Here is a 19032-nt window from a genome sequence, read left to right as displayed (position 1 = left end):
AAGGAGCATTTTTCCTCTAATTGCCATATTTCTCTCGTGGGTACTGGAGTCTGACTATGCAGCAATCCAAGTGTTTGACTGGTGCCATAGGGCTTTGCGCGGCCCTTTGCCTGATGGCCCTGTCGGTCCAGGCTGAAGCCACGATCTATCGCTGGGTGTCCCCCGATGGTGTCGCAAGTTACGGCAGTAACCCGCCCGCCAACGCGCGCCATGTGGAAACGCTGGATGGTCTCCCCGTCAGCCCGGCGCAAAGTGCTGCGCCGGCAGAGACGGCGCCGGTGACCCCCCCTGCAATGAGGGAAAAGCAAGCCCCGACGGGTCCCACGCAGGAGCATCAGGCCTTGCAGACGGAACTAGCGGCGGCCCGCTTACAGCTTCTCCAGGCCATGCAGGCTTATGAGAAAGGGAAAGCGGTGCGCTATGGCAACGAGCGCAACTACGCCCGCTATTTAGAGCGGATCAACAGCCTGAAGCAGGCGGTCCACGATGCGCAACTGCGCGTTCTGTTGCTGGAACGGCAGCTGCAGCAAGCGTCGCCCAGTAACGGTTCAAACGCTCAGTAAAGCAGTTCTTTCCAATCCAGAGATGAGCCTGAAGGAGGGGCAGGAATGAGCCTGTCAGGCGGCTGAGTGTTGGGCATTGTTGATGGAACGAAAGAGCTTTGCCCGCGCCTTTTGGAGGCAAAGAGCGGCGTCATTATCGCTCTTGGCGTAGGCGATGGCATCCAGTGCTGCGAAGGTGACGCCTGGCTTGAGGTACTGGCTGGCCTGATCCAAAGACTTGAGCTTGTCGTACGGGGTCATCATCTGTGCGTAGGGATAACGTTTCCGTAGTCGGCCTCTGGCGTCGATCTCCTCTATCGGAAAGAAGCACGGCCGATGGAAGTTCAGGTACGGGGAGAGCAGCTCCTGAGCGAAGGCGTTGACCTGTCGGGCAAAGCGCCCCGGGATGTGGGCGTAGCCCAAATGTTTGCGGACCACCGACCCGTTCTTGGACTCCACCAACGCATTGTCGTTACTGCGCCGGGCGCGGGATTTGGTGAACTGCTCGACGCGCAGTTTCTCCAGCAATCTGGCGACGCGTTGGTTGATGTATTCCGAGCCATTGTCGGAGTGAACGCCGTGTACGACAAAGGGAAAGGCGTCGATCAGGGCCTCCAGAACGGGCAGCAGGAAACGCTCGCTGATGCGTTCGACGGAGCCCACGAACTGAAACTGTGTCACTTCGTCGACGAGGTTGATATGGTACAGCCCCTTGATGCCATCCAGATCACCCTGATGGACAGAATCCACGCGCAGAAAGCCGGGCCTCCCGTCAGGGTGGGGTTTGCGCCGTTGGCCGATGGCCACCTGGACGGGTCGTGTCTTGTCCATGCTGCCACGCTGGCGTTGATAGCCCGGAGAGTGGCGGAGATTGTAGAGATGGCCGTTGGAAATCGTCGCCAGACGCTCATAGCGGGCGTCATGGAATACCCGATAAGCGCGCTCGCAGAGCTTGCGGGTGGCCGGACCCGACAAGCTATCATGCAAGGCATCTAACGCTGCCAGCGCCTGCACGTCGGCGGTGGTATAGCGACGCGGAAAGGGCTTGCTGGGCAGACCACGCCGGTCCCGGATCTGCCCGCCAGCGCGAAATTGCGAGATCAGACGGGTCACCTGCGCGCGAGACAAGCCCGTCACCTTCTCCAAGTAGCGATGCACCCATCCTCGGGCAACTTTGCCCAAGTGCGCGTACTGGAAGCGGCGCAACTCGCCAGTAATCCAATCATATGCCTCCTCTCGGGCTGGAGCGGCAAAATCGAGGCCTTGAGCGCCTTCCACAAAGGCGCGGATCTGGTCGAGGGTCTGTAGTCCCTGGGTCTTGAGTGTCACGATCATCCTCCGATGATCCCAAACTCAGACCGCTCAGGCTCATGTCACCTTGGAATCACGCTCTCCCTTCAGGCTCATCTGTCATTGGAAGAGGCTAAAGCTAGACCATCCGGCTGCCGCCAGCGTATCATGGCGCAGCGACGCTCCGGTAAGGTGCCGCCGTGTCGGACCCAGCAACGGATGGTTTATGCCTCGAATCCTTCTCAGTAATGATGATGGCTATCTGGCTCCCGGTCTTGCTGCCTTGGCCGAGGCCTTACAGCCCCTGGGTACCATCGAAGTCGTGGCGCCGGAACAGGATCGCAGCGGTGCCAGTAATTCTCTGACCCTCGATCGACCGTTGCGCGTGCGCAAAGGCCTGAATGGTTTCCATTATCTGGTGGGTGGAACGCCCACGGACTGTGTGCATCTGGCGGCCACGGGAATTCTGCCGGAGCCGCCGGAAATGGTGGTGTCTGGGATCAATCGGGGCGCCAATATGGGCGACGATGTACTCTATTCCGGTACGGTTGCCGCCGCCATGGAAGGGCGCCATTTGGGTATGCCGGCCATGGCGATTTCTCTCGCTGGCCGCGATCCCGAACACTTTGTCAGTGCTGCCCAGGTTGCGGCTGACCTCCTGCGCGGTCTCCTGAACAATCCCTTGCCCGCGGATACCATTCTCAATGTCAATGTTCCGGATTTGCCTTACCAGCAAATCCAGGGTTTCGAAGTGACTCGCCTGGGGCGTCGGCACAAGAGTGAAATGCTTATGCCCGCCGCCGACCCGCGCGGAGAGCCTGTTTATTGGATTGGTCCGTCCGGGCGGGAGGCGGATGCTGGGCCTGGCACCGATTTCGACGCCATACGGCGTGGTTGTGTCTCCATTACCCCCCTGGACCTGGACATGACCCGCTACACCTTCATGGAAGATCTGTCGCAGTGGCTGCGTTGCTGCGCTTCCTGAACCCGGAAGTCGGGATGATCTCACCGCGCACGCGCGAGCGGATGGTGGCTGGCTTGCGCAGCGCCGGTATCACGGACGAGCGGGTCTTGGCGGTGATGGCGCAGGTGCCCCGGCATCTCTTCGTGGCGGAAGCGCTTGCCAGCCGTGCCTATGAACCGGTCTCCCTGCCGATTGGTTGGGGGCAAACCATTTCGCAGCCGCTCATCGTTGCGCGCATGCTTTCCGCCGTCCTCGCTGCGGGATCGCCGCGGCGCGTGCTGGAAATCGGTACTGGCTCGGGTTATCAGACCGCGTTGCTGGCCGCTCTGGGAATGGAGGTCTTCAGTATCGAGCGGGTAGAGGGGCTGTATCTGGCGACCCAGGAACTTTTGCGCCACTTGGAGGTTCCAAGGCTGCGTCTGCGCTTGGGAGATGGCAGCCGGGGCTGGGAGGAGAACGCCCCGTTCGATGCCATTATTTTCACCGCTGCCGTACCCTGTGCCTTGCCACCCCTGTTCCATCAATTGCTTGCTGGTGGCTGCCTGCTTATGCCGCAGGCTGGCCGCGCTGAGGAACAGCGCCTGAAATGTTACCGCTGGAATGGGCAGGACGCAGAAGAGGAAGATCTCGGGGAATGCCGCTTTGTCCCTCTACTCCCCGGGACGGTCAATCAGAAGGATCAAATAGGAGTGTGACGATGAGCAGCGAAGCCCTGGATCTGGAGTCGGAGTTGGAAGTGGAGGAAGAGAGTTCCGGCAACAACGACGCAACGGATTCGGTCTTCACTGAGCATGGTCCAGACTGGGACGCGACCCAGTGCTATCTGCAGGAAATTGGTCACAACCCCCTGCTCAGCGCCGAAGAGGAGGTCACCCTGGGGCGGCTGGTGCAGCAGGGCGATGCTAAGGCGCGGCGGCGCATGATCGAGTGCAATCTGCGTCTGGTGGTGCGCCTGGCGCGGCGCTACATCAATCGCGGTTTGCCACTGCTGGATCTGATTGAAGAGGGTAACCTCGGACTCATTCATGCGGTCGAAAAGTTCGATCCGGAAAAGGGCTTTCGCTTCTCTACCTATGCGACCTGGTGGATCCGGCAGAATATCGAGCGCGCCCTGATGAATCAGACTCGTACCATTCGCCTGCCCATCCATGTTATGAAAGAAATTTCCTCCATCCTGCGTACGGCGCGCTGTTTGGAGCAAAAGCTGCAGCGCGATCCCAGCCCGGAAGAGGTGGCTACTGCTCTTGACCGCTCGGTAGAGCAGATACGTCAGTGTCTGGACCTGGATGGTCGGGTAACCAGCCTGGACTCGGGCGCTGGGCGCGATGACGACCGTAGTCTGGCGGAGGTGGTCCACGCCCCCGAGGTGGCTGGCCCAGAAGATCGTTTCTCCGAGCTGGATCTTACCCAGCGCCTGCATGGCTGGATTGCGGCCCTGGAAGAAAAACAACGTCTGGTCCTGTTCTGGCGTTTTGGCCTGGATGGCAACGATGGTGCTACCCTGGAAGATGTGGGCGGGCGTTTGGGGCTGACGCGGGAACGGGTGCGGCAGATCCAGGTGGAAAGTTTGCTGCTGCTGCGTCGGCGTATCGAGGCTGAAGGGCTCGACCCATACAATCTTTTTGTGTGACTTACGCGCTCAAGGGCAGCAGTGCAGCGGCTACCTGCCGATCTTCCGCCAGTAAAACACCGTAGGTGCGGCAGGCTGCGGCGCTGTCCATTACCTCCACGGCAAAGCCAGCCCGGCGTAATTCGCGCAACAGTGCAACGTCGAGGTGTTGTTTTTGGCCGGTTCCCAACAACAGGACTTCTGGCATCTCAGGGGCTAGCAACTGAAAGTCTTCCACGCACAGCAAGGCCGCCTGCGCTGGACCCCAAGGGTGATGCAGCAATGTGCGACTCAAAAGGACACCACCGCTATAATGACGGCCATCAATGACAAAGCCGGCCGCGTCGTAGGATTGCAGCGCATGCCGCAGTTCGCCGATTTGTCGATGTAATTTCATTCCCTTCTCCTCGATTGACAGCACCTCTTTGCCTCTCTATTGTTCTTCGATTTCGGTGCAAGCCTCAAGGCCAAGGTTCTCATAGCCATGAATAGCGATTTCGAGCGGATTCGTCGCCTCCCGCCCTATGTCTTCAACATCGTCACGGATCTCAAGTTGCAGGCCCGTAAGCGGGGCGAGGACATCATTGACTTTGGCATGGGCAACCCGGATCAGCCGACCCCGCAATTCATCGTCGACAAGCTCTGTGAGACCGCCCAGCGCGGGGATACCCACCGCTACAGCGTCTCCCGCGGCATTCCCCGCTTGCGCAAGGCCATTTCCGGCTGGTATGAGCGTCGCTTTGGCGTCTCCATCGATCCTGAGTCCGAGGCCATCGTTACCATCGGCTCCAAGGAGGGGCTGGCGCATCTGGCCCTGGCGACCATGGGGCCGGGAGATACGGTCCTGGTGCCGAGTCCCACTTATCCCATCCATCCCTACGGCTTTGTCATAGCCGGCGCCGACGTGCGCCATGTGCCCATGCTGCCGGGCCTGGATTTCTTCGCCGAGCTGGAAAAGGCGGTCAAGGCGGCCTGGCCCAAGCCCAAGATGTTGGTGATCAATTTCCCTCACAACCCGACAGCGGAGGTGGTGGACCTGGATTTCTTCGCCCGCATCGTGGAGTTCGCCAAGGAGCATCGGATCTGGGTGGTGCACGATCTGGCCTACGCCGATATCGTCTTTGACGGTTATCAGGCACCGAGTTTTCTGCAGGTGCCCGGGGCCAAGGACGTGGGCGTCGAATTCTTTACCCTGTCCAAGAGTTACAATATGCCAGGCTGGCGGGTGGGCTTTGCCGCGGGCAACCCCAAACTCATCGGCGCCCTGGCGCGGATCAAGAGTTATCTCGACTATGGCACCTTTACGCCCATCCAGGTTGCCTCCATCACGGCCCTGGAGGGTCCCCAGGATTGCGTCGAAGACATCCGCAAAATGTACGAACAGCGTCGCGACGTGCTCTGCGAAGGCCTGCAGGCGGCAGGTTGGGAGGTCCAGGTGCCCAAGGCCACCATGTTCGTCTGGGCGCGGATCCCAGAGGCGTTGCGCGGTATGGGCTCCTTGGAGTTTTCCAAGATGATGCTGGATCGCGCCAAGGTGGCGGTCAGCCCCGGCATCGGTTTTGGCGAACTGGGGGACGAGTATGTCCGTTTTGGTCTGGTAGAGAATGAACATCGCACCCGGCAAGCCACTCGCGGTATCAAGCAGATGTTCCGGGAGGGCTGGTCGTGAGTGTGGACGTGAGCCCGGTGCGCGTCGGTATCCTCGGCATGGGCACCGTGGGCCAGGGTACGGTGCGGGTGTTGGGCCGCAATGCCGAAGAGATCAGCCGGCGTGTGGGGCGGGAACTGCGCGTAGTACATGCCGCAGTGCGCAGTCCGGAACGATTGAAAGCGCTCGATTTTGCTGGCCGGGTCAGTGCAGATCCGTGGGCCGTGGTGCGCGATGCCGATGTCGATGTGCTGGTGGAGGTCATGGGCGGCACCGGGCTGGCGCGGGAGCTTATTCTGGCGGCCATCCATGCCGGCAAGCATGTGGTCACCGCCAACAAGGCCCTGCTGGCGGAACACGGCAATGAGATCTTTGCCGCCGCCCAGGCCAAGGGGGTCATGGTTGCCTTCGAGGCGGCGGTGGCTGGCGCCATCCCCATCATCAAGGCCATCCGCGAAGGCTTGGCGGGCAACCGCATCCACTGGTTGGCGGGGATTATCAACGGCACCAGCAACTACATCCTCACCCAAATGTTCCGCGAGGGTTGGAGCTTTGCCGAAGCCCTGAGCAAGGCCCAGGAGCTGGGCTACGCCGAGGCCGATCCGGCCCTGGACGTGGATGGCGGCGATGCGGCGCACAAGATCACTCTGATGGCCTCCATCGCCTTCGGCATCCCGGTGGACTTTGCCCACTGCCATGTGGAGGGCATTCGCTCCCTGCAGCGGGAGGATGTCGTCTATGCGGCGGAGCTGGGCTACCGCATCAAGCTGCTGGGCATCGCCCGGCGGCGGGAGGATGGGGTCGAACTCCGGGTGCACCCTACCCTCATTCCCCAGGATCATCTGCTCGCCCACGTCGAAGGCCCCTTCAATGCGGTGCTGGCGGACAGCGATGCCGCTGGCCAGAGCCTGTATTATGGTCGGGGTGCAGGTGGCGACCCCACCGCCAGTGCGGTGGTGGCCGACCTGGTGGACGTGGCGCGCACCATGACCGCCGACCCCAGCAATCGCGTGCCGCATCTGGCCTTCCAGCCCGCAGCCCTGAGCCCGCTGCCCCTGCTGCCCATGGCGGCGGTGGAGAGTGCCTACTACCTGCGCATCCAGGCCGAGAATCGCGCTGGGGTGCTGGCCCAGGTGGCGACCATCCTCGCCGAGTACCAGATCTCCATCGAGGCTCTGGTGCAGCGGGAGCGGCCCGGAGCCGCCTCGGTACCCATCGTGCTGCTCCTGCATCGGTGCCGCGAGGGCGATCTGGAACGCGCCATCACCCGCGTCGAGGCCTTGGCCGTCGTCACCGCACCCGTCCTGCGCCTGCGCGTCGAGGCTCTGGCGGAGGGCTGAAATCATCTGTCTGGCATGAAGGACCATCCATGACCCGTTACACCGGCATCATCGACCGCTATCGCGCTTTTCTGCCCCTGGACCCGGAAACACCCGCTGTTTCCTTGGGAGAGGGCAACACCCCGTTGATCGAATGCGTCAACCTGCCGCGGCAACTGGGTATCGATATCCGCATGTTCGTGAAGTTTGAGGGCCTGAATCCCACCGGTTCCTTCAAGGACCGTGGCATGACCATGGCGGTGACCAAGGCCAAGGAGGAGGGCAGTGAGATGATCATCTGCGCCTCTACGGGCAATACCTCGGCGGCCGCGGCAGCCTATGCGGCGCGGGCGGGGATGCGCGCCTTCGTGGTCATTCCCGAGGGCAAGATCGCCCTGGGCAAGCTCTCCCAGGCGATGATGCATGGGGCCCTGGTGCTGCAGATTCGTGGCAACTTCGATGCCGGCATGCAGATCGTCCAGGACGTCGCCGCCAGTGCGCCCATCACCCTGGTCAACTCCGTCAATCCCTATCGCTTGCAGGGGCAAAAGACCGCCGCCTTCGAGATCATCGAAGCCCTGGGCGAGGCGCCGGACTACCATGCCCTGCCCGTGGGCAATGCCGGCAACATCACCGCTCACTGGATGGGCTACTGTGAGGCCACGGACCCGCGCTGCGACACCCAGGATGTGCTGACGGGCGCCTGCAAGTTCTGCGCGGGTCAGTGCCCTTATGGCCACGGCAAGGCGGGCAAGCGCCCCAAGATGTTGGGTTTTCAGGCGGCGGGAAGTGCTCCGTTCATTGTCGGCGACTTCGTCCGCGAGCCCGAGACCATCGCCACGGCCATTCGGATTGGTCGCCCCATGTCCTGGGAGCAGGCGCACCAGGTCGAAAAGGAGAGTGGTGGCTGGTTCGCAGGCCACAGCGATGCCGAGATTCTGGAGGCCCAGCGTTGGTTGGCCCAGCACGAGGGGGTTTTCTGTGAGCCGGCGTCGGCCACTTCGGTGGCCGGGGTGGTCGCCGCCGCCCGGGCGGGCAAGATCGAGGCCGGCGCGACGGTGGTCTGTACCCTCACCGGTCACGGTTTGAAGGATCCCGACACCGCTATTGCCCAGGGCGGTTCGGTGGTGACTGTCGACGCCAATCTGGAGGCGGTGCAGCGCGCCATTCTGGAGCGCTGATGGCCCGTTTGGGGCTGTGGTTGCGCGGCCTGCAGGCTCTGCCGGAGGAACGCTATGGCAGAGTGTTGCCAGCTCTGTGGGGACAGGGCGAGGGAGAAAGCGTCGCTGCCCCTTCGACATTGCACCTGGCCGCACGCTTGCTCGGGCTGCCCGAGCCACTTGCGGCTGCGGCCTTTCTCGCGGTGGCGGAGGGCGTCGAGGTGGCAGGGCGCTGGGTCATGGCGCTGGAGCCAGTAAGCTTTGGTGGACAGGCCGGGCGTCTGGCTCTGGCGCCTGCCGTACTGCCTGGTGAGGCAGAATCCGCAGCGCTCTTTGCGGCCGCCACCGCCGAATTTTCCGATAGTCCCTGGCAATTGGCGTGTGGTGCAAGGCGTTGGTATGTCCTGCGGGATGTCGCACCCGATCTTCACAGCAGCGATCCCAACGAACTTTGGGGTCGGGAACCTCCCCTGCGGCCTTGGCAGGGGCAGGATGCAGCAGAGTTTCAACGTTTTCTGAACGCCCTCCAGATGTTTCTGGCCGTCCAGCCTAGTAATCGCGCCCGCGAGGCGGCAGCCGAGGAGCCCTGCTGTCATTTCTGGGCTTGGGGGGAGGGAAGCCTGCCGGTGGATCGCCCCATTCCGCTCTGGCAGGCGCTCTATGGTGCGGATGAGCTTCTCCATGCCGTCGCCCAGTGGGCTGGGATGCGCCTCTGGGATGGGCAGGGGGCAATGCCCGACGATCTCCTGTGGTTGTGGCCGCAGCCGTGGTTTTTGCCCGAGACTCCGACGGCCTTCGCCGAACTGTGGCAGCAGATTCGCCCCGTCACCACACTCGAAATCTGGACGGGGCGCTTTGCCGAGCGGGAACAGGCAGAGCATCTGCGGTGGCGATCGCAAGATCGCTGGCGTTTCTGGCGTCGCCCCCGCCTGCCCGGAGGGGCGCGCGAGGAGCGATGAAGGAACGACCACAGATCGTGCAACGTCCATTGGCGCCGGCAGTGCTGCAAGCGGCCAAGAACCTTGGTTACAGTGATTTACAGGCGCGCATCATTGCTGGGCGTCTGCACGACGAGAGCGCGCCAGCCTTAGCAACGCTCCTGCAAAGCGGTGTGGGCGATCTGACGCCGCCAGAGGCTCTGCCAGATATCGATGTGGCGGTGCAAGCCACCCTTGCTGCCATACGCCAGGGCCATCCAGTGCTGATCATCTCCGACTTCGATGCCGACGGTGCCTCTGCCCATGCCGTCCTGAAGATTGCCTTTCGCGATCACTTCGCTGTGCCGGAAGAACGCATCCACAGCTATATTGGGCACCGCCTGCGCGATGGCTACGGCGTTTCGGAAAATCTCACGGAGCGCATCCTGGCCGAAGCGCCCCGTCCGGCCTTGGTGATTACCGCCGATCAGGGCAGTACCGACCATACCCGCATCGCCCGCCTGCAGGCAGCGGGCTTTACGGTGATCGTCACCGATCATCATGGTGTACCCGAGGAGGGACCGCCGTCAGCAGCGGTGGCCTGCGTGAATCCGGTGCGCCGCGATAGCCACTTTCCCGATCCCTATATCGCCGGGGTGCACGTGGCTTGGCTCTATTGTTGCGCGGTGCGGCAAGGCCTGATCGCGGCAGGGATGCTGCCATCGGCGGCAGCCAAACTCGGGAGTCTGCTCGATCTGGTTGCCCTGGGTACGGTGGCGGATTGCGTCGATCTTGCACGCTCACCCAACAATCGGGCCGTGGTGGCGCGCGGGTTGCGCCTGATGAATCGCCCACAGCGTCGTCCGGTGTGGACGGCGCTCGCGGCCCTCAGCCGGGCGGGGGGCAGCATCGATGCGGCGACCTTGGCCTTTCGCTTCGCGCCGCTGATCAACGCCCGCGGTCGTCTGGATTCGGCGGAAGATAGCGTCCGCCTCTTTTTGAGCGAGAGCTTGCCCGAGGCAGAGCCTCTGGCCAGTGTGCTCCAAGAGGACAACGAGGCGCGCAAGGCGGTACAGGGACAGATGCTGCAGGAGGCGCAGGCGCAAGTGCGGGCCCAGCTACGGGCTGGCCATGCCGCCCTGTGCATCTTCGATCCCGAGGGCCACGCCGGAGTGCAGGGGATCTGCGCGGCCAAGATTGTCGAGGCGACGGGTCGCCCGGTGGCATTTTTTTCCCCCAAGGACGATCCCGATTTGCTCAGCGCCTCCTTGCGCACCCTCGACGGATTTCACGTCCGCAATGCCTTGGCGGAGATCGCCGCCCAGCATCCCGAGGATTTCCTCGCCTGGGGCGGGCACGCCGGGGCGGGCGGGGTAACTTTGCGCCGTGGCGGCTTGGAGCGCTTTGCCGCCACCTGGCAGGCCCTGGCGGCAGGGCATTTTGCCGGGCAGACCTTGGCCCCGAAAATCTGGACCGATGGCGCTCTGCCTGCGGCGCCGGACCTGAAACTGCTGGACGAACTGCGGGCGCTGGAACCCTTTGGTCGCCAATGGGAGGCGCCGCTCTTTGCGGGCGAGGCGGAAGTCACCGCGCTGCGCCCGGTGGGTGACGGCCGCCATTTGAAATTGACCCTGCGCCTGCAGGGTGCTGATCAGGATGCCATCTGGTTTTTTGCCAGTGAGGATGGCAATAGTCCCCTCCAGATCGGCCAACACATCCGCTTTGCCTGTGCTCTGGAGCGCAACGACTGGCGCGGCGAAAGCCGCCTGCAATTACAGATCCGCCACGCCGAGCCGGTGGACTGAGGCCATCAACGGGCCTGATAGCCCTCTTCCTCAATAGCGGCCAGCAGGGCACTGCGCTCGGCATTGCCCCAAACCCGCGCCTCGCCTTTGGGCTCGCGTTGCACCTCGACCTTTTCGACGCCAGGGACTTGCTCCAGTGCCTGGGTCACGGCGCGCACGCAGTGCCCGCAGGTCATTCCAGTAATTTCAAGCTGTATTTCCGACATCTCAGGACTCCTGTGGACGTTGCTGGAAGCTGGGTGCGATGGCCCCAGCCGAAGAAAAGGGACGCAGCCGGCGCAGCCGCAGACTGTTGCCCAGGACAAAGAGGGAGGAACAACCCATGGCTACCCCCGCCAGCATGGGGTTGAGTTGCCAGCCCCAGGGCAAGAAGGCGCCTGCGGCAAAGGGGATGAGCAGGATGTTGTAAAAGAAGGCCCAGAAGAGATTTCCGCGAATCCGTCCCAGGGTCTGCCGCGCGGCTTGTATGGCTGTGATCAGGCTGCGTAAGTCGCCGTGGGTCAGGGTGACGTCAGCGGCCTCCAGGGCGATGTCCGTGCCACTCGCCAGGGCGATGCCTACCTCGGCTTGGGCGAGGGCTGGGGCGTCGTTGATCCCGTCGCCGACAAAGACCACTCGCCGCCCTTGCGCCTGAGCCTCTTGTACAATTCTCGCCTTGTCCTGGGGCAGTACCCGGGCATGGACGGTGTCGATGCCCAGTTCTGCTGCCACGCGCTGCGCGCTCGCTACGCTGTCTCCTGTGATCAGAGCCAGGCGCAGCCCCATCTGCCGCAAGGCCTTCGTCACCGCAGCCGCCTCCGGACGCACGGCATCGGCAATGGCGAGCCAGCCGAGATACTGATCGGCGCGGCCCACATGGACCACGCTGGCGCCAGCCGCTTCTTGCGCCTGCAGTTCGGCATCCTCCGGCACGGCAATGCCCTCGCCAGAAAGAAATTCGCGGGTACCCACCCGAATCCAGTCGCCGGCCACCCGTCCCTCCACGCCTTGGCCGGGTATTGCTCGAAAGTCCTCAAGGGGGTGTAGTGGGGCTGCTGCGGCTGCGACAATAGCGCGGGCGAGGGGATGCTCGGAACCCTGCTCCACTGCTGCCGCCAAGGCCAAAGTGTCGGCGCTGCCGCCCTGGGCGAGCAATTCCGGATGGCCGCGGGTGACGGTACCGGTCTTGTCGAAGAGGACGGTATCCACGCGGGACAGCATCTCCAGCGCCGATCCCTTGCGGAACAGTACCCCCAGCTCTGCCGCGCGGCCGGTACCGACCATGATCGCGGCAGGGGTGGCGAGGCCCATGGCACAAGGGCAAGCCACCACCAGCACCGCCACGGCGGTGGCCAGGGCAAGGCTGAGATCGCCGGAATACAGGGACCAGAACAGAAAACAGAGCAGGGCAATGGCCAGGACCAGAGGGGAAAACACGCGGATAACGCGATCCGCCAGTCCCTGAATCGGCAGTTTGCCGGTTTGCGCCGCCTCCACCAAAGAGATGATCTGCGCCAGTACGGCATCCTTGCCCACGGCGCTGACCTCCACGAGCAATCGGCCATCCTGGCACAGGGTACCGCCTATCACCTCGTCCCCTGCACTACGGCGCTGGGGTAGAGGCTCGCCGCTAAGCATGGATTCGTCGACATGGGCGCTGCCCTCGAGGATCTTTCCATCCGCGGGAAGGCGTTCGCCCGGACGAATCAGGAGCTGGTCGCCCGACTGCAGCTGGGCAATGGCAACCTCTTGTTCCTGACCCAGGGCATCGATGCGGCGCGCCGTCTTGGCCTGCAACTGTAAGAGGCCGCGGATGGCCGCAGAGCTGCGTCCTTTGGCGACCTCCTCCAGATATTTTCCCAACAATACCGCAGCGATGACGACGGCCACAGAATCAAAGTAGAGGTGACGAGCGCTTTCGGGAAAGATCGTGGGAATGAACAGCACCAGGCTGCTGTACAACCACGCCGCACCGGTACCTGTGGCGACCAGGGAATTCATGTCCGGCGAGAGATGCCGATACGCCGCCCAACCCGGGCGGAAGAATCGGCGCCCAGGCCAGAACAGCACCACGCTGGCCAAGGCAAACTGCACGCCCTCCCAAAATTTCGGCAGCGGGGCAAAGACGCGCAGCCAACTGGCAAACGCTGGTGAGAAGGCGCTACCCATGGCCAGGACCAAGACGGCGATGGCCAGGGCGATAGCCAGAAATACGTCACGCCGCATGCCCCGCAGCGCGGCTCGCTTCCGTTGCTCTTCGCTGGATTCGTCCGTGACCGCAAGATTTCTGGCGCCATAGCCCGCCGTCTGTATGGCCGCGATCATCGTCGAGATGTCCAAGGTGGCCGGGAGATAGCGTACTTGGGCGCGCTCCGTGGCTAAGTTGACGCTCGCCTCCAGAACGCCGGACAGGCGGCGCAGAACGCGCTCGACGCGACTACTGCAGGAGGCGCAGGTCATGCCCTGCACCGCCAGGATCGCCTCTGCCGTTACCACCCCGTAGCCCACCCGGGTGATGGTATTGACCAATGCTTGAGTGTCGTCTTGCGAACCCGCAAACTCGATTTCGGCTTGTTCCGTCGCCAGGTTGACGCTGGCTCGCACGCCCGGCACCTTGTTCAGGGCCCGCTCGACGCGGCTGCTGCAGGAGGCGCAGGTCATGCCGGTCACCCCCACTCGCAATCGTTGGGTGCTAGGGGTGTTGGCCATCTTGGCGGAGCGCCCGGATGTGGTTTCAGTCGTGCTCATACCGCTATCATAAACCTTGTACCAAACCTTAAGGTCAAGCCGCAGGGCCTCGGCTTGTTTATACTCAAAGAAAGCCGAATACGGAAATCTCTCACTGTGAAAGCACCGGAAAACCTCGTAAACCTGGAACACTGGCTCTGTACCGAATACGAACAGCTGGAGTATCGCCTGTTGCAATGTCTACCCGACCGGGCACGGGTCATTTTTATCCTAGCGGCAGTGCTTGGCATCGCGTCGGCCAATCTGGCTGCCCTCGGGGCCTTGGCCCATGCTTTGGAGGGTACGCTGCGCATCAGTGATACCCGCTTCGGTCTGGTGGGCACGGTGGCATCCTTGTCGGGGGCGGTGCTGACCTTGATCGCCGGGGTGTGGGTCGATCGCCGCAATCGCGTGCATCTGCTGGCAATCTTTGCCGCGGTTTGGGCTGGTGGGATGGCCGCCAGCGGGCTGATTTCGGGTTACCTGGAGCTCTTGCTAGCCCAGGTTTTTGTCGGGGCGAGCGGCATCTCCGTGGGTGCCGTCGTCGCTTCGTTGACCGGTGACTATTTCCCCCCTTCCCAGCGAGGTCGCATCTTTGGCCTGATTGTTGGGGGCGAGTTGGTGGGCGCCGGCCTGGGCATGCTGGTGGCGAGTCTTGTCGGTAATCTCCTCGGCTGGCGCTTTGCTTTTTGGAGCCTGGCGTTACTCGGCGCGCTGGGTGTTTGGGTGATTCGTCATTATCTACGGGAACCCCAGCGCAGTGGGATGGGCAAGCTGGCGCAGGGTTCGGCCTCGGCGACACCGACTCGCCCGACGCCGGGGCATCGTAAGGTGGCGGAGCTGATTCACAGCCTAGATATCCAGCCCTTTTCCCATCGCGTCCTGCACGAAGATCCCACCGGCTGGTCCTGGTGGCGGGCCGCCCGCTACATTGTCACCATCCGCACCAATATCATTTTGGTTTTGGGCTCTTCCGCCAGCTATTTTTATTTTACGGGCTTGCTGGTCTTTGCCGATTTGTATCTCATGCAGCGTTTTGATCTGCCCTCCGATACGGCGAGCGTGCTGTTCATGGCCCTCGGCAGTGGCGGTGTGTTGGGGGTACTTGTTAGTGGCTGGCTTGCGGATCGGCTGTTGCACCGGCATATCGTCGCCGCACGTGTCTGGGTCGCGGCCGGCGCGTTCTTTCTGACGGTTCTGGCCTTTTTGCCTGCGTTCTTGTTGACCAGCGTGTGGGTCGCCGCCCCGTGTTTTTTTTTGGGCTGCGCTGTTTCTTGGTGCGACCAATCCGACCCTGGATGCGGCGCGCCTGGATATCATGCATTCCCGCCTCTGGGGGCGGGCAGAGAGTGTGCGGAACTTGGTTCGCTACACGCTGGTCGGCCTCGCACCGCTGATGATTGGCTTGTTGGTCGATCAACTGCTGGGCCATTCCTTGGATGGCGCGCGGGCCTTGGGACACGCCTTTTTGATTTTACTGGTCTTGCTGCTCTTGGCGGGGATCGCCATGATCTTTGCCGCCTTTACCTATCCTCGGGATGTGGCAACGGTATTAGTCTCCGAGCATGTCCTCACGGAATCGACTCCGGCGACAGACACGGATACGGCGCCTCACCCGGCCGGAATCAGAACTGATAGCTGAGGTCGAGATTGACCGAACGCCCCGGCCTCGGTAGTGGCGTGCCGTAGCAACTCCAACTCCTGTTCTGCCAGAGTGCGCCAACTTTGGTCCCAGTCCTTCAGAAACATAGCTCTTCCGTTTTGCGGCAATCACTATTCAGAAACATAGAACAATTTTTGATGATTGCAGGCGGTGAGCGGGGTGGCAGCGTTGGTTGTTCGGTGACAACTATCGCTGAGCGACGGGTCCCGGTTAGAATCAGTAGATGCTGAAGATGTTCGCCGAAGCGGTCTTGCATACCGTAACGGCGATGGTTGAGGACAGAAAATGGCACAGGAAACGCTGTTGGTCGTGGGCGGTGCGGGCTATATCGGCTCGCATATGGGCAAGATGTTGGCCCAGGCCGGCTATGGGGTGGTTGTGCTGGACAACCTCTGTACCGGCTTTGCCGACGCCGCCCGCTACGGCACTCTGGTCGTGGGTGGCTTGGCCGACCCCGTTGCCTTGGAGGCCCTGTTTACGGCGCACGAATTTGCCGCGGTCCTGCATTTTGCCGCCCTGAGTCAGGTGGGCGAATCGGTGCAGGCACCAGATCGCTACTATCGGAACAACGTTGCCAATACCCTGAATCTGCTCGATACCATGGGCCGGCATCAGGTGCAGCGCTTCATCTTTTCGTCAACGGCGGCCATCTTTGGCGAGCCCGAGAGCGCCACCATTACGGAAGCGCACCCCCAGCGCCCCATCAACCCCTACGGGCGCAGCAAGCGCATGGTGGAGGAGATTCTCGCCGACTACGGACACAGCTTTGGACTGCGCAGCGTTGCCCTGCGGTACTTCAATGCCGCGGGCGCTGACCCCGAGGGAGAATTGGGGGAGCGCCACGACCCCGAAAGCCACCTGATTCCCCTCATCCTTCAGGCGGCGAGTGGCCGGCGCAGTCACATTGCCGTCTTCGGTACGGACTATCCCACCCGTGATGGCACCTGCATCCGCGATTACATCCACGTTTGGGATCTCTGCCAAGCCCATCTGCTGGCCCTGCAGCATCTGCTGGCGGACGGCGAGAGTCTGGCGCTGAATTTGGGCAATGGGCTGGGCTTTTCGGTACAGGAGGTCATCGACGGGGCGGGCCGAGTAACGGGCCGGAAGATCCCCGTGCGCCAAGAGGCGCGGCGTGCCGGCGACCCGGCCACCCTCGTTGCCGACAGCGCGCAGGCGCGGGAGCGTCTGGGCTGGCAGCCGGAATATGCAGACCTCGACACCATCCTGGCCCATGCCTGGGCCTGGGAACAACAGAAGGGCAAGCGCTGGTAGGGCGCTTTCTCCGCCTACGTTCGGTTGCTAGGATAAGGAGCGGATTTCTGCGATAGCTGCAGGGAGAAAACCGATGGGCCTACCGAAACGGGACGATGGGCGTCACAGCTACGGCGAATACTGCCAGTGGCCGGAAGACGTCCGCTACGAGCTCATTGATGGCTTCGCGTATGCCATGGCACCGGCGCCCAGTCCAAAACACCAAATGATCTTGCTGGAGTTGGCACGCCAAGTAGCCAACGCCCTGCGCGACCAGAGCTGCCGGCCCTTTATTGCCCCCTTCGACGTTCGTCTGCCTAAGGAAAACGAGGCGGATGCGGAGATCGACACCGTCGTTCAGCCCGATCTCTGTGTGGTCTGTGATCCGCAGAAGCTCGACGAGCACGGTTGCCGTGGCGCGCCCGACTGGGTGCTGGAAGTGCTTTCGCCCAGCACGGCCAGTCATGATCAGATCCAGAAGCGCCGGGTCTACGAGTGCGCAGGGGTACGGGAGTATTGGCTGGTGCATCCTACGGACGGCATCGTCACCATCTATCGGCTGGAACATGGCGCCTACACCATGCCCGACATTCGCGAGTTGAAAGGCACGGCTACCGTAACCGTTCTTCCCGGCTTGGTCGTGGATTGGGAGCAGTTACCCGTGCCGCCCAAACAGATGGGATAGAGCGGGCTCGTGCTGTATGAGTATACTTTCCCATAGATCGCTACCCAGAGGTGCCAAGTGACGGCCGCTCAGCGTTTCGCCCGCTACGAAGATCTGTTTGCCCTCCCCGACAACGTTGTGGGCGAGATCATCGCCGGTCAGCTGTATACCCATCCCCGCCCGGCACCGACTCATGCACGGGCCGCCTCGGGTTTGGGTGTGGACCTTGGCAATCCCTTTGACCGCGGTACCGGTGGTCCCGGCGGTTGGTGGATTCTGGATGAACCAGAACTCCACCTGGGCGCAGATATTCTGGTGCCGGACCTCGCCGGCTGGCGCCGCGAGCGGATGCCCGCACTCCCCAAAACCGCGTGGTTCGAGACGGCCCCCGACTGGGTCTGCGAAGTGCTCTCCCCGGCCACCGCCCGTACTGACCGTGTCCTCAAACTACCCCGTTATGCCGCGGCCGGTGTCGCCCACTGCTGGCTCATCGACCCCGACATCCGCACCCTGGAAGCTTATGCCAATCAGGATGACCACTGGCTACTCCTCGGTACCTGGGGAGGCGATGACGTCGCCAACATCGATCCCTTCGCCGCCATCACCCTAGACCTGGCCGGGCTGTGGGTGGATTGATGCGCCTCAGCGCGGAGCAAGTTAGCATCATCCGCCAGACTGTAGCCGAAATCTTTGGTCCAGAAGTTCAGGTATCGCTTTTTGGCTCGCGAGTCGATGACAGCAAAAAAGGTGGGGATGTGGACCTACTGATAGAAAGCGCTCAGGCCATCGGCGAGCCGGCCTGGCTGGCTGCTCAGCTTGCCGCTCGCCTCGAGCGGAGCATGGAGGGTCGCAAGGTTGATGTATTGTTCCTCGCCCCCAATCTGCGCCGCTTGCCCATCCACGACATCGCCCAAAAAAACGGCATCCCCCTATGAGTCTCCCCAAAGACTTGCAGGAGCGCCTGCAGTTTCTCGCTCGTGTTGTGGTCCGGGAAGTCCGGCAGTTGCGCGAAACGGACCAGCGCCTCTTCGCCAACGGTTTCGGCCTCGAAGAAGTAAAGCGTCTGGACTCGGCCCCAGATCTGGCCGAGCGCGTAGATGCGTTCGTTAGCCGCTTTGGGCGCCTGCAGGACACGGTGGGTGACAAACTGCTCCCGGCTTGGCGTAGTGCAGTGGGAGAAACCCCCGCAACGGTGGCGGACAATCTGGATCGTGCCGAACGCCTGGGGCTTATCCCCTCCGCCGATCTCTGGCTTGGTCTGCGGCGGCTACGGAACCAGATGATGCATGAATACATCGAGGACCCTTCGGTACTGAGCAATGCGCTGAACACGGCCCATACCCATCTCACCGTGCTGACTGACGCTGCTGATGCCCTGCTGGCGGACTTGGCCCAGCGCGGGATTATCGAGCGGTCATAGCGATGGCGAGGACCGCGCCGCCATCATCATGGATTCCGTCACAAAAGACGTGCTGATTGGCCTTGATCCTT

At 62.5% G+C, this 19032-nt stretch carries 19 protein-coding genes; 15 read left to right on the top strand and 4 right to left on the bottom strand.

From position 1 onward, the window contains the following. Window positions 1–56 precede the first annotated feature (56 nt). Entirely contained in the window at window positions 57–563 is a 507-nt protein-coding gene (locus M5D89_RS01505) for a DUF4124 domain-containing protein (protein WP_248883970.1), read from the top strand. A 54-nt stretch (window positions 564–617) separates the two neighbouring features. On the opposite strand, the gene M5D89_RS01500 is transcribed toward M5D89_RS01505, so the two are convergent. Continuing rightward, window positions 618–1871 (bottom strand): hypothetical protein, encoded by a 1254-nt coding sequence (locus M5D89_RS01500; RefSeq protein WP_248883969.1) that lies wholly within the window; start codon window positions 1869–1871, stop codon window positions 618–620. Between the two features lie 187 nt (window positions 1872–2058). Between M5D89_RS01500 and surE the strand changes: the two genes are divergently transcribed. From surE to rpoS, 3 genes are read left to right on the top strand one after another with little or no spacing between them, the layout of a single operon-like run. Continuing rightward, a complete protein-coding gene (gene surE / locus M5D89_RS01495) occupies window positions 2059–2817 on the top strand; it encodes a 5'/3'-nucleotidase SurE (RefSeq protein ID WP_248883968.1) in 759 nt (252 codons plus the stop codon). Beyond that, a complete protein-coding gene (locus M5D89_RS01490) occupies window positions 2793–3491 on the top strand; it encodes a protein-L-isoaspartate(D-aspartate) O-methyltransferase (protein WP_248883967.1) in 699 nt (232 codons plus the stop codon). The genes surE and M5D89_RS01490 overlap by 25 nt, the downstream gene beginning before the upstream one ends. Before the next feature lie 2 nt (window positions 3492–3493). Further along, on the top strand, window positions 3494–4426 hold the full coding sequence (rpoS, locus tag M5D89_RS01485) for an RNA polymerase sigma factor RpoS (protein ID WP_248883966.1): 933 nt from the start codon (window positions 3494–3496) through the stop codon (window positions 4424–4426). A gap of 1 nt (window position 4427) precedes the next feature. Here the strand turns inward: rpoS and M5D89_RS01480 are convergent, their stop codons facing one another. Then, the gene (locus tag M5D89_RS01480) at window positions 4428–4802 is read right to left on the bottom strand and encodes an Mth938-like domain-containing protein (RefSeq protein ID WP_248883965.1); all 375 of its coding nucleotides are present in this window, start codon (window positions 4800–4802) and stop codon (window positions 4428–4430) included. An 87-nt stretch (window positions 4803–4889) separates the two neighbouring features. On the opposite strand from M5D89_RS01480, the gene alaC reads away from it, so the two are divergent. The 5 genes from alaC to M5D89_RS01455 are packed head-to-tail and all read left to right on the top strand — an operon-like array spanning window position 4890 to window position 11254. Continuing rightward, window positions 4890–6074, top strand: coding sequence for an alanine transaminase (alaC, locus tag M5D89_RS01475; RefSeq protein WP_248883964.1), 1185 nt, complete (start codon window positions 4890–4892; stop codon window positions 6072–6074). Then, window positions 6071–7393, top strand: a complete 1323-nt coding sequence (locus tag M5D89_RS01470) for a homoserine dehydrogenase (protein ID WP_248883963.1) — start codon at window positions 6071–6073, stop codon at window positions 7391–7393. The genes alaC and M5D89_RS01470 overlap by 4 nt, the downstream gene beginning before the upstream one ends. Before the next feature lie 29 nt (window positions 7394–7422). Then, window positions 7423–8553 (top strand): threonine synthase, encoded by a 1131-nt coding sequence (thrC, locus tag M5D89_RS01465; protein ID WP_248883962.1) that lies wholly within the window; start codon window positions 7423–7425, stop codon window positions 8551–8553. Beyond that, window positions 8553–9491, top strand: a complete 939-nt coding sequence (locus tag M5D89_RS01460) for a hypothetical protein (RefSeq protein WP_248883961.1) — start codon at window positions 8553–8555, stop codon at window positions 9489–9491. The genes thrC and M5D89_RS01460 overlap by 1 nt, the downstream gene beginning before the upstream one ends. Next, window positions 9488–11254 carry a single-stranded-DNA-specific exonuclease RecJ gene (locus tag M5D89_RS01455; RefSeq protein WP_248883960.1) on the top strand — a complete coding sequence of 589 codons (1767 nt, stop codon included), beginning with the start codon at window positions 9488–9490 and terminating at the stop codon, window positions 11252–11254. Before M5D89_RS01460 ends, M5D89_RS01455 begins: the two co-directional genes overlap by 4 nt. Before the next feature lie 5 nt (window positions 11255–11259). Here M5D89_RS01455 and M5D89_RS01450 read toward each other — a convergent pair whose 3' ends face one another. Together M5D89_RS01450 and M5D89_RS01445 are read right to left on the bottom strand one after the other, a co-directional pair. After that, window positions 11260–11460 carry a CopZ family metallochaperone gene (locus M5D89_RS01450; RefSeq protein WP_248883959.1) on the bottom strand — a complete coding sequence of 67 codons (201 nt, stop codon included), beginning with the start codon at window positions 11458–11460 and terminating at the stop codon, window positions 11260–11262. Between the two features lies 1 nt (window position 11461). Then, window positions 11462–13981, bottom strand: a complete 2520-nt coding sequence (locus M5D89_RS01445; protein ID WP_248883958.1) for a heavy metal translocating P-type ATPase — start codon at window positions 13979–13981, stop codon at window positions 11462–11464. Window positions 13982–14077: 96 nt separating this feature from the next. Here M5D89_RS01445 and M5D89_RS01440 point away from each other — a divergent pair, with 96 nt between their 5' ends. The 6 genes from M5D89_RS01440 to M5D89_RS01415 all read left to right on the top strand — a co-directional run bounded on the left by M5D89_RS01440 (window position 14078) and on the right by M5D89_RS01415 (window position 18961). After that, window positions 14078–15595 (top strand): MFS transporter, encoded by a 1518-nt coding sequence (locus M5D89_RS01440; RefSeq protein WP_248883957.1) that lies wholly within the window; start codon window positions 14078–14080, stop codon window positions 15593–15595. 313 nt (window positions 15596–15908) lie between these two features. Beyond that, window positions 15909–16898 carry a UDP-glucose 4-epimerase GalE gene (galE, locus tag M5D89_RS01435; protein WP_248883956.1) on the top strand — a complete coding sequence of 330 codons (990 nt, stop codon included), beginning with the start codon at window positions 15909–15911 and terminating at the stop codon, window positions 16896–16898. 73 nt (window positions 16899–16971) lie between these two features. Then, window positions 16972–17562, top strand: a complete 591-nt coding sequence (locus M5D89_RS01430) for a Uma2 family endonuclease (protein WP_248883955.1) — start codon at window positions 16972–16974, stop codon at window positions 17560–17562. A 57-nt stretch (window positions 17563–17619) separates the two neighbouring features. Beyond that, window positions 17620–18177, top strand: a complete 558-nt coding sequence (locus M5D89_RS01425; protein ID WP_248883954.1) for a Uma2 family endonuclease — start codon at window positions 17620–17622, stop codon at window positions 18175–18177. After that, window positions 18177–18476, top strand: coding sequence for a nucleotidyltransferase domain-containing protein (locus M5D89_RS01420; RefSeq protein WP_248883953.1), 300 nt, complete (start codon window positions 18177–18179; stop codon window positions 18474–18476). The genes M5D89_RS01425 and M5D89_RS01420 overlap by 1 nt, the downstream gene beginning before the upstream one ends. Next, entirely contained in the window at window positions 18473–18961 is a 489-nt protein-coding gene (locus tag M5D89_RS01415; RefSeq protein ID WP_248883952.1) for a hypothetical protein, read from the top strand. Before M5D89_RS01420 ends, M5D89_RS01415 begins: the two co-directional genes overlap by 4 nt. Window positions 18962–19032: the final 71 nt, after the last annotated feature.

The sequence above is a fragment of the Acidithiobacillus acidisediminis genome (assembly GCF_023277115.1).
GTDB lineage: Bacteria > Pseudomonadota > Gammaproteobacteria > Acidithiobacillales > Acidithiobacillaceae > Igneacidithiobacillus > Igneacidithiobacillus acidisediminis.
Note: the sequence above shows the minus strand (reverse complement) of the source record. Positions and strands in the feature narration are given on the sequence as shown.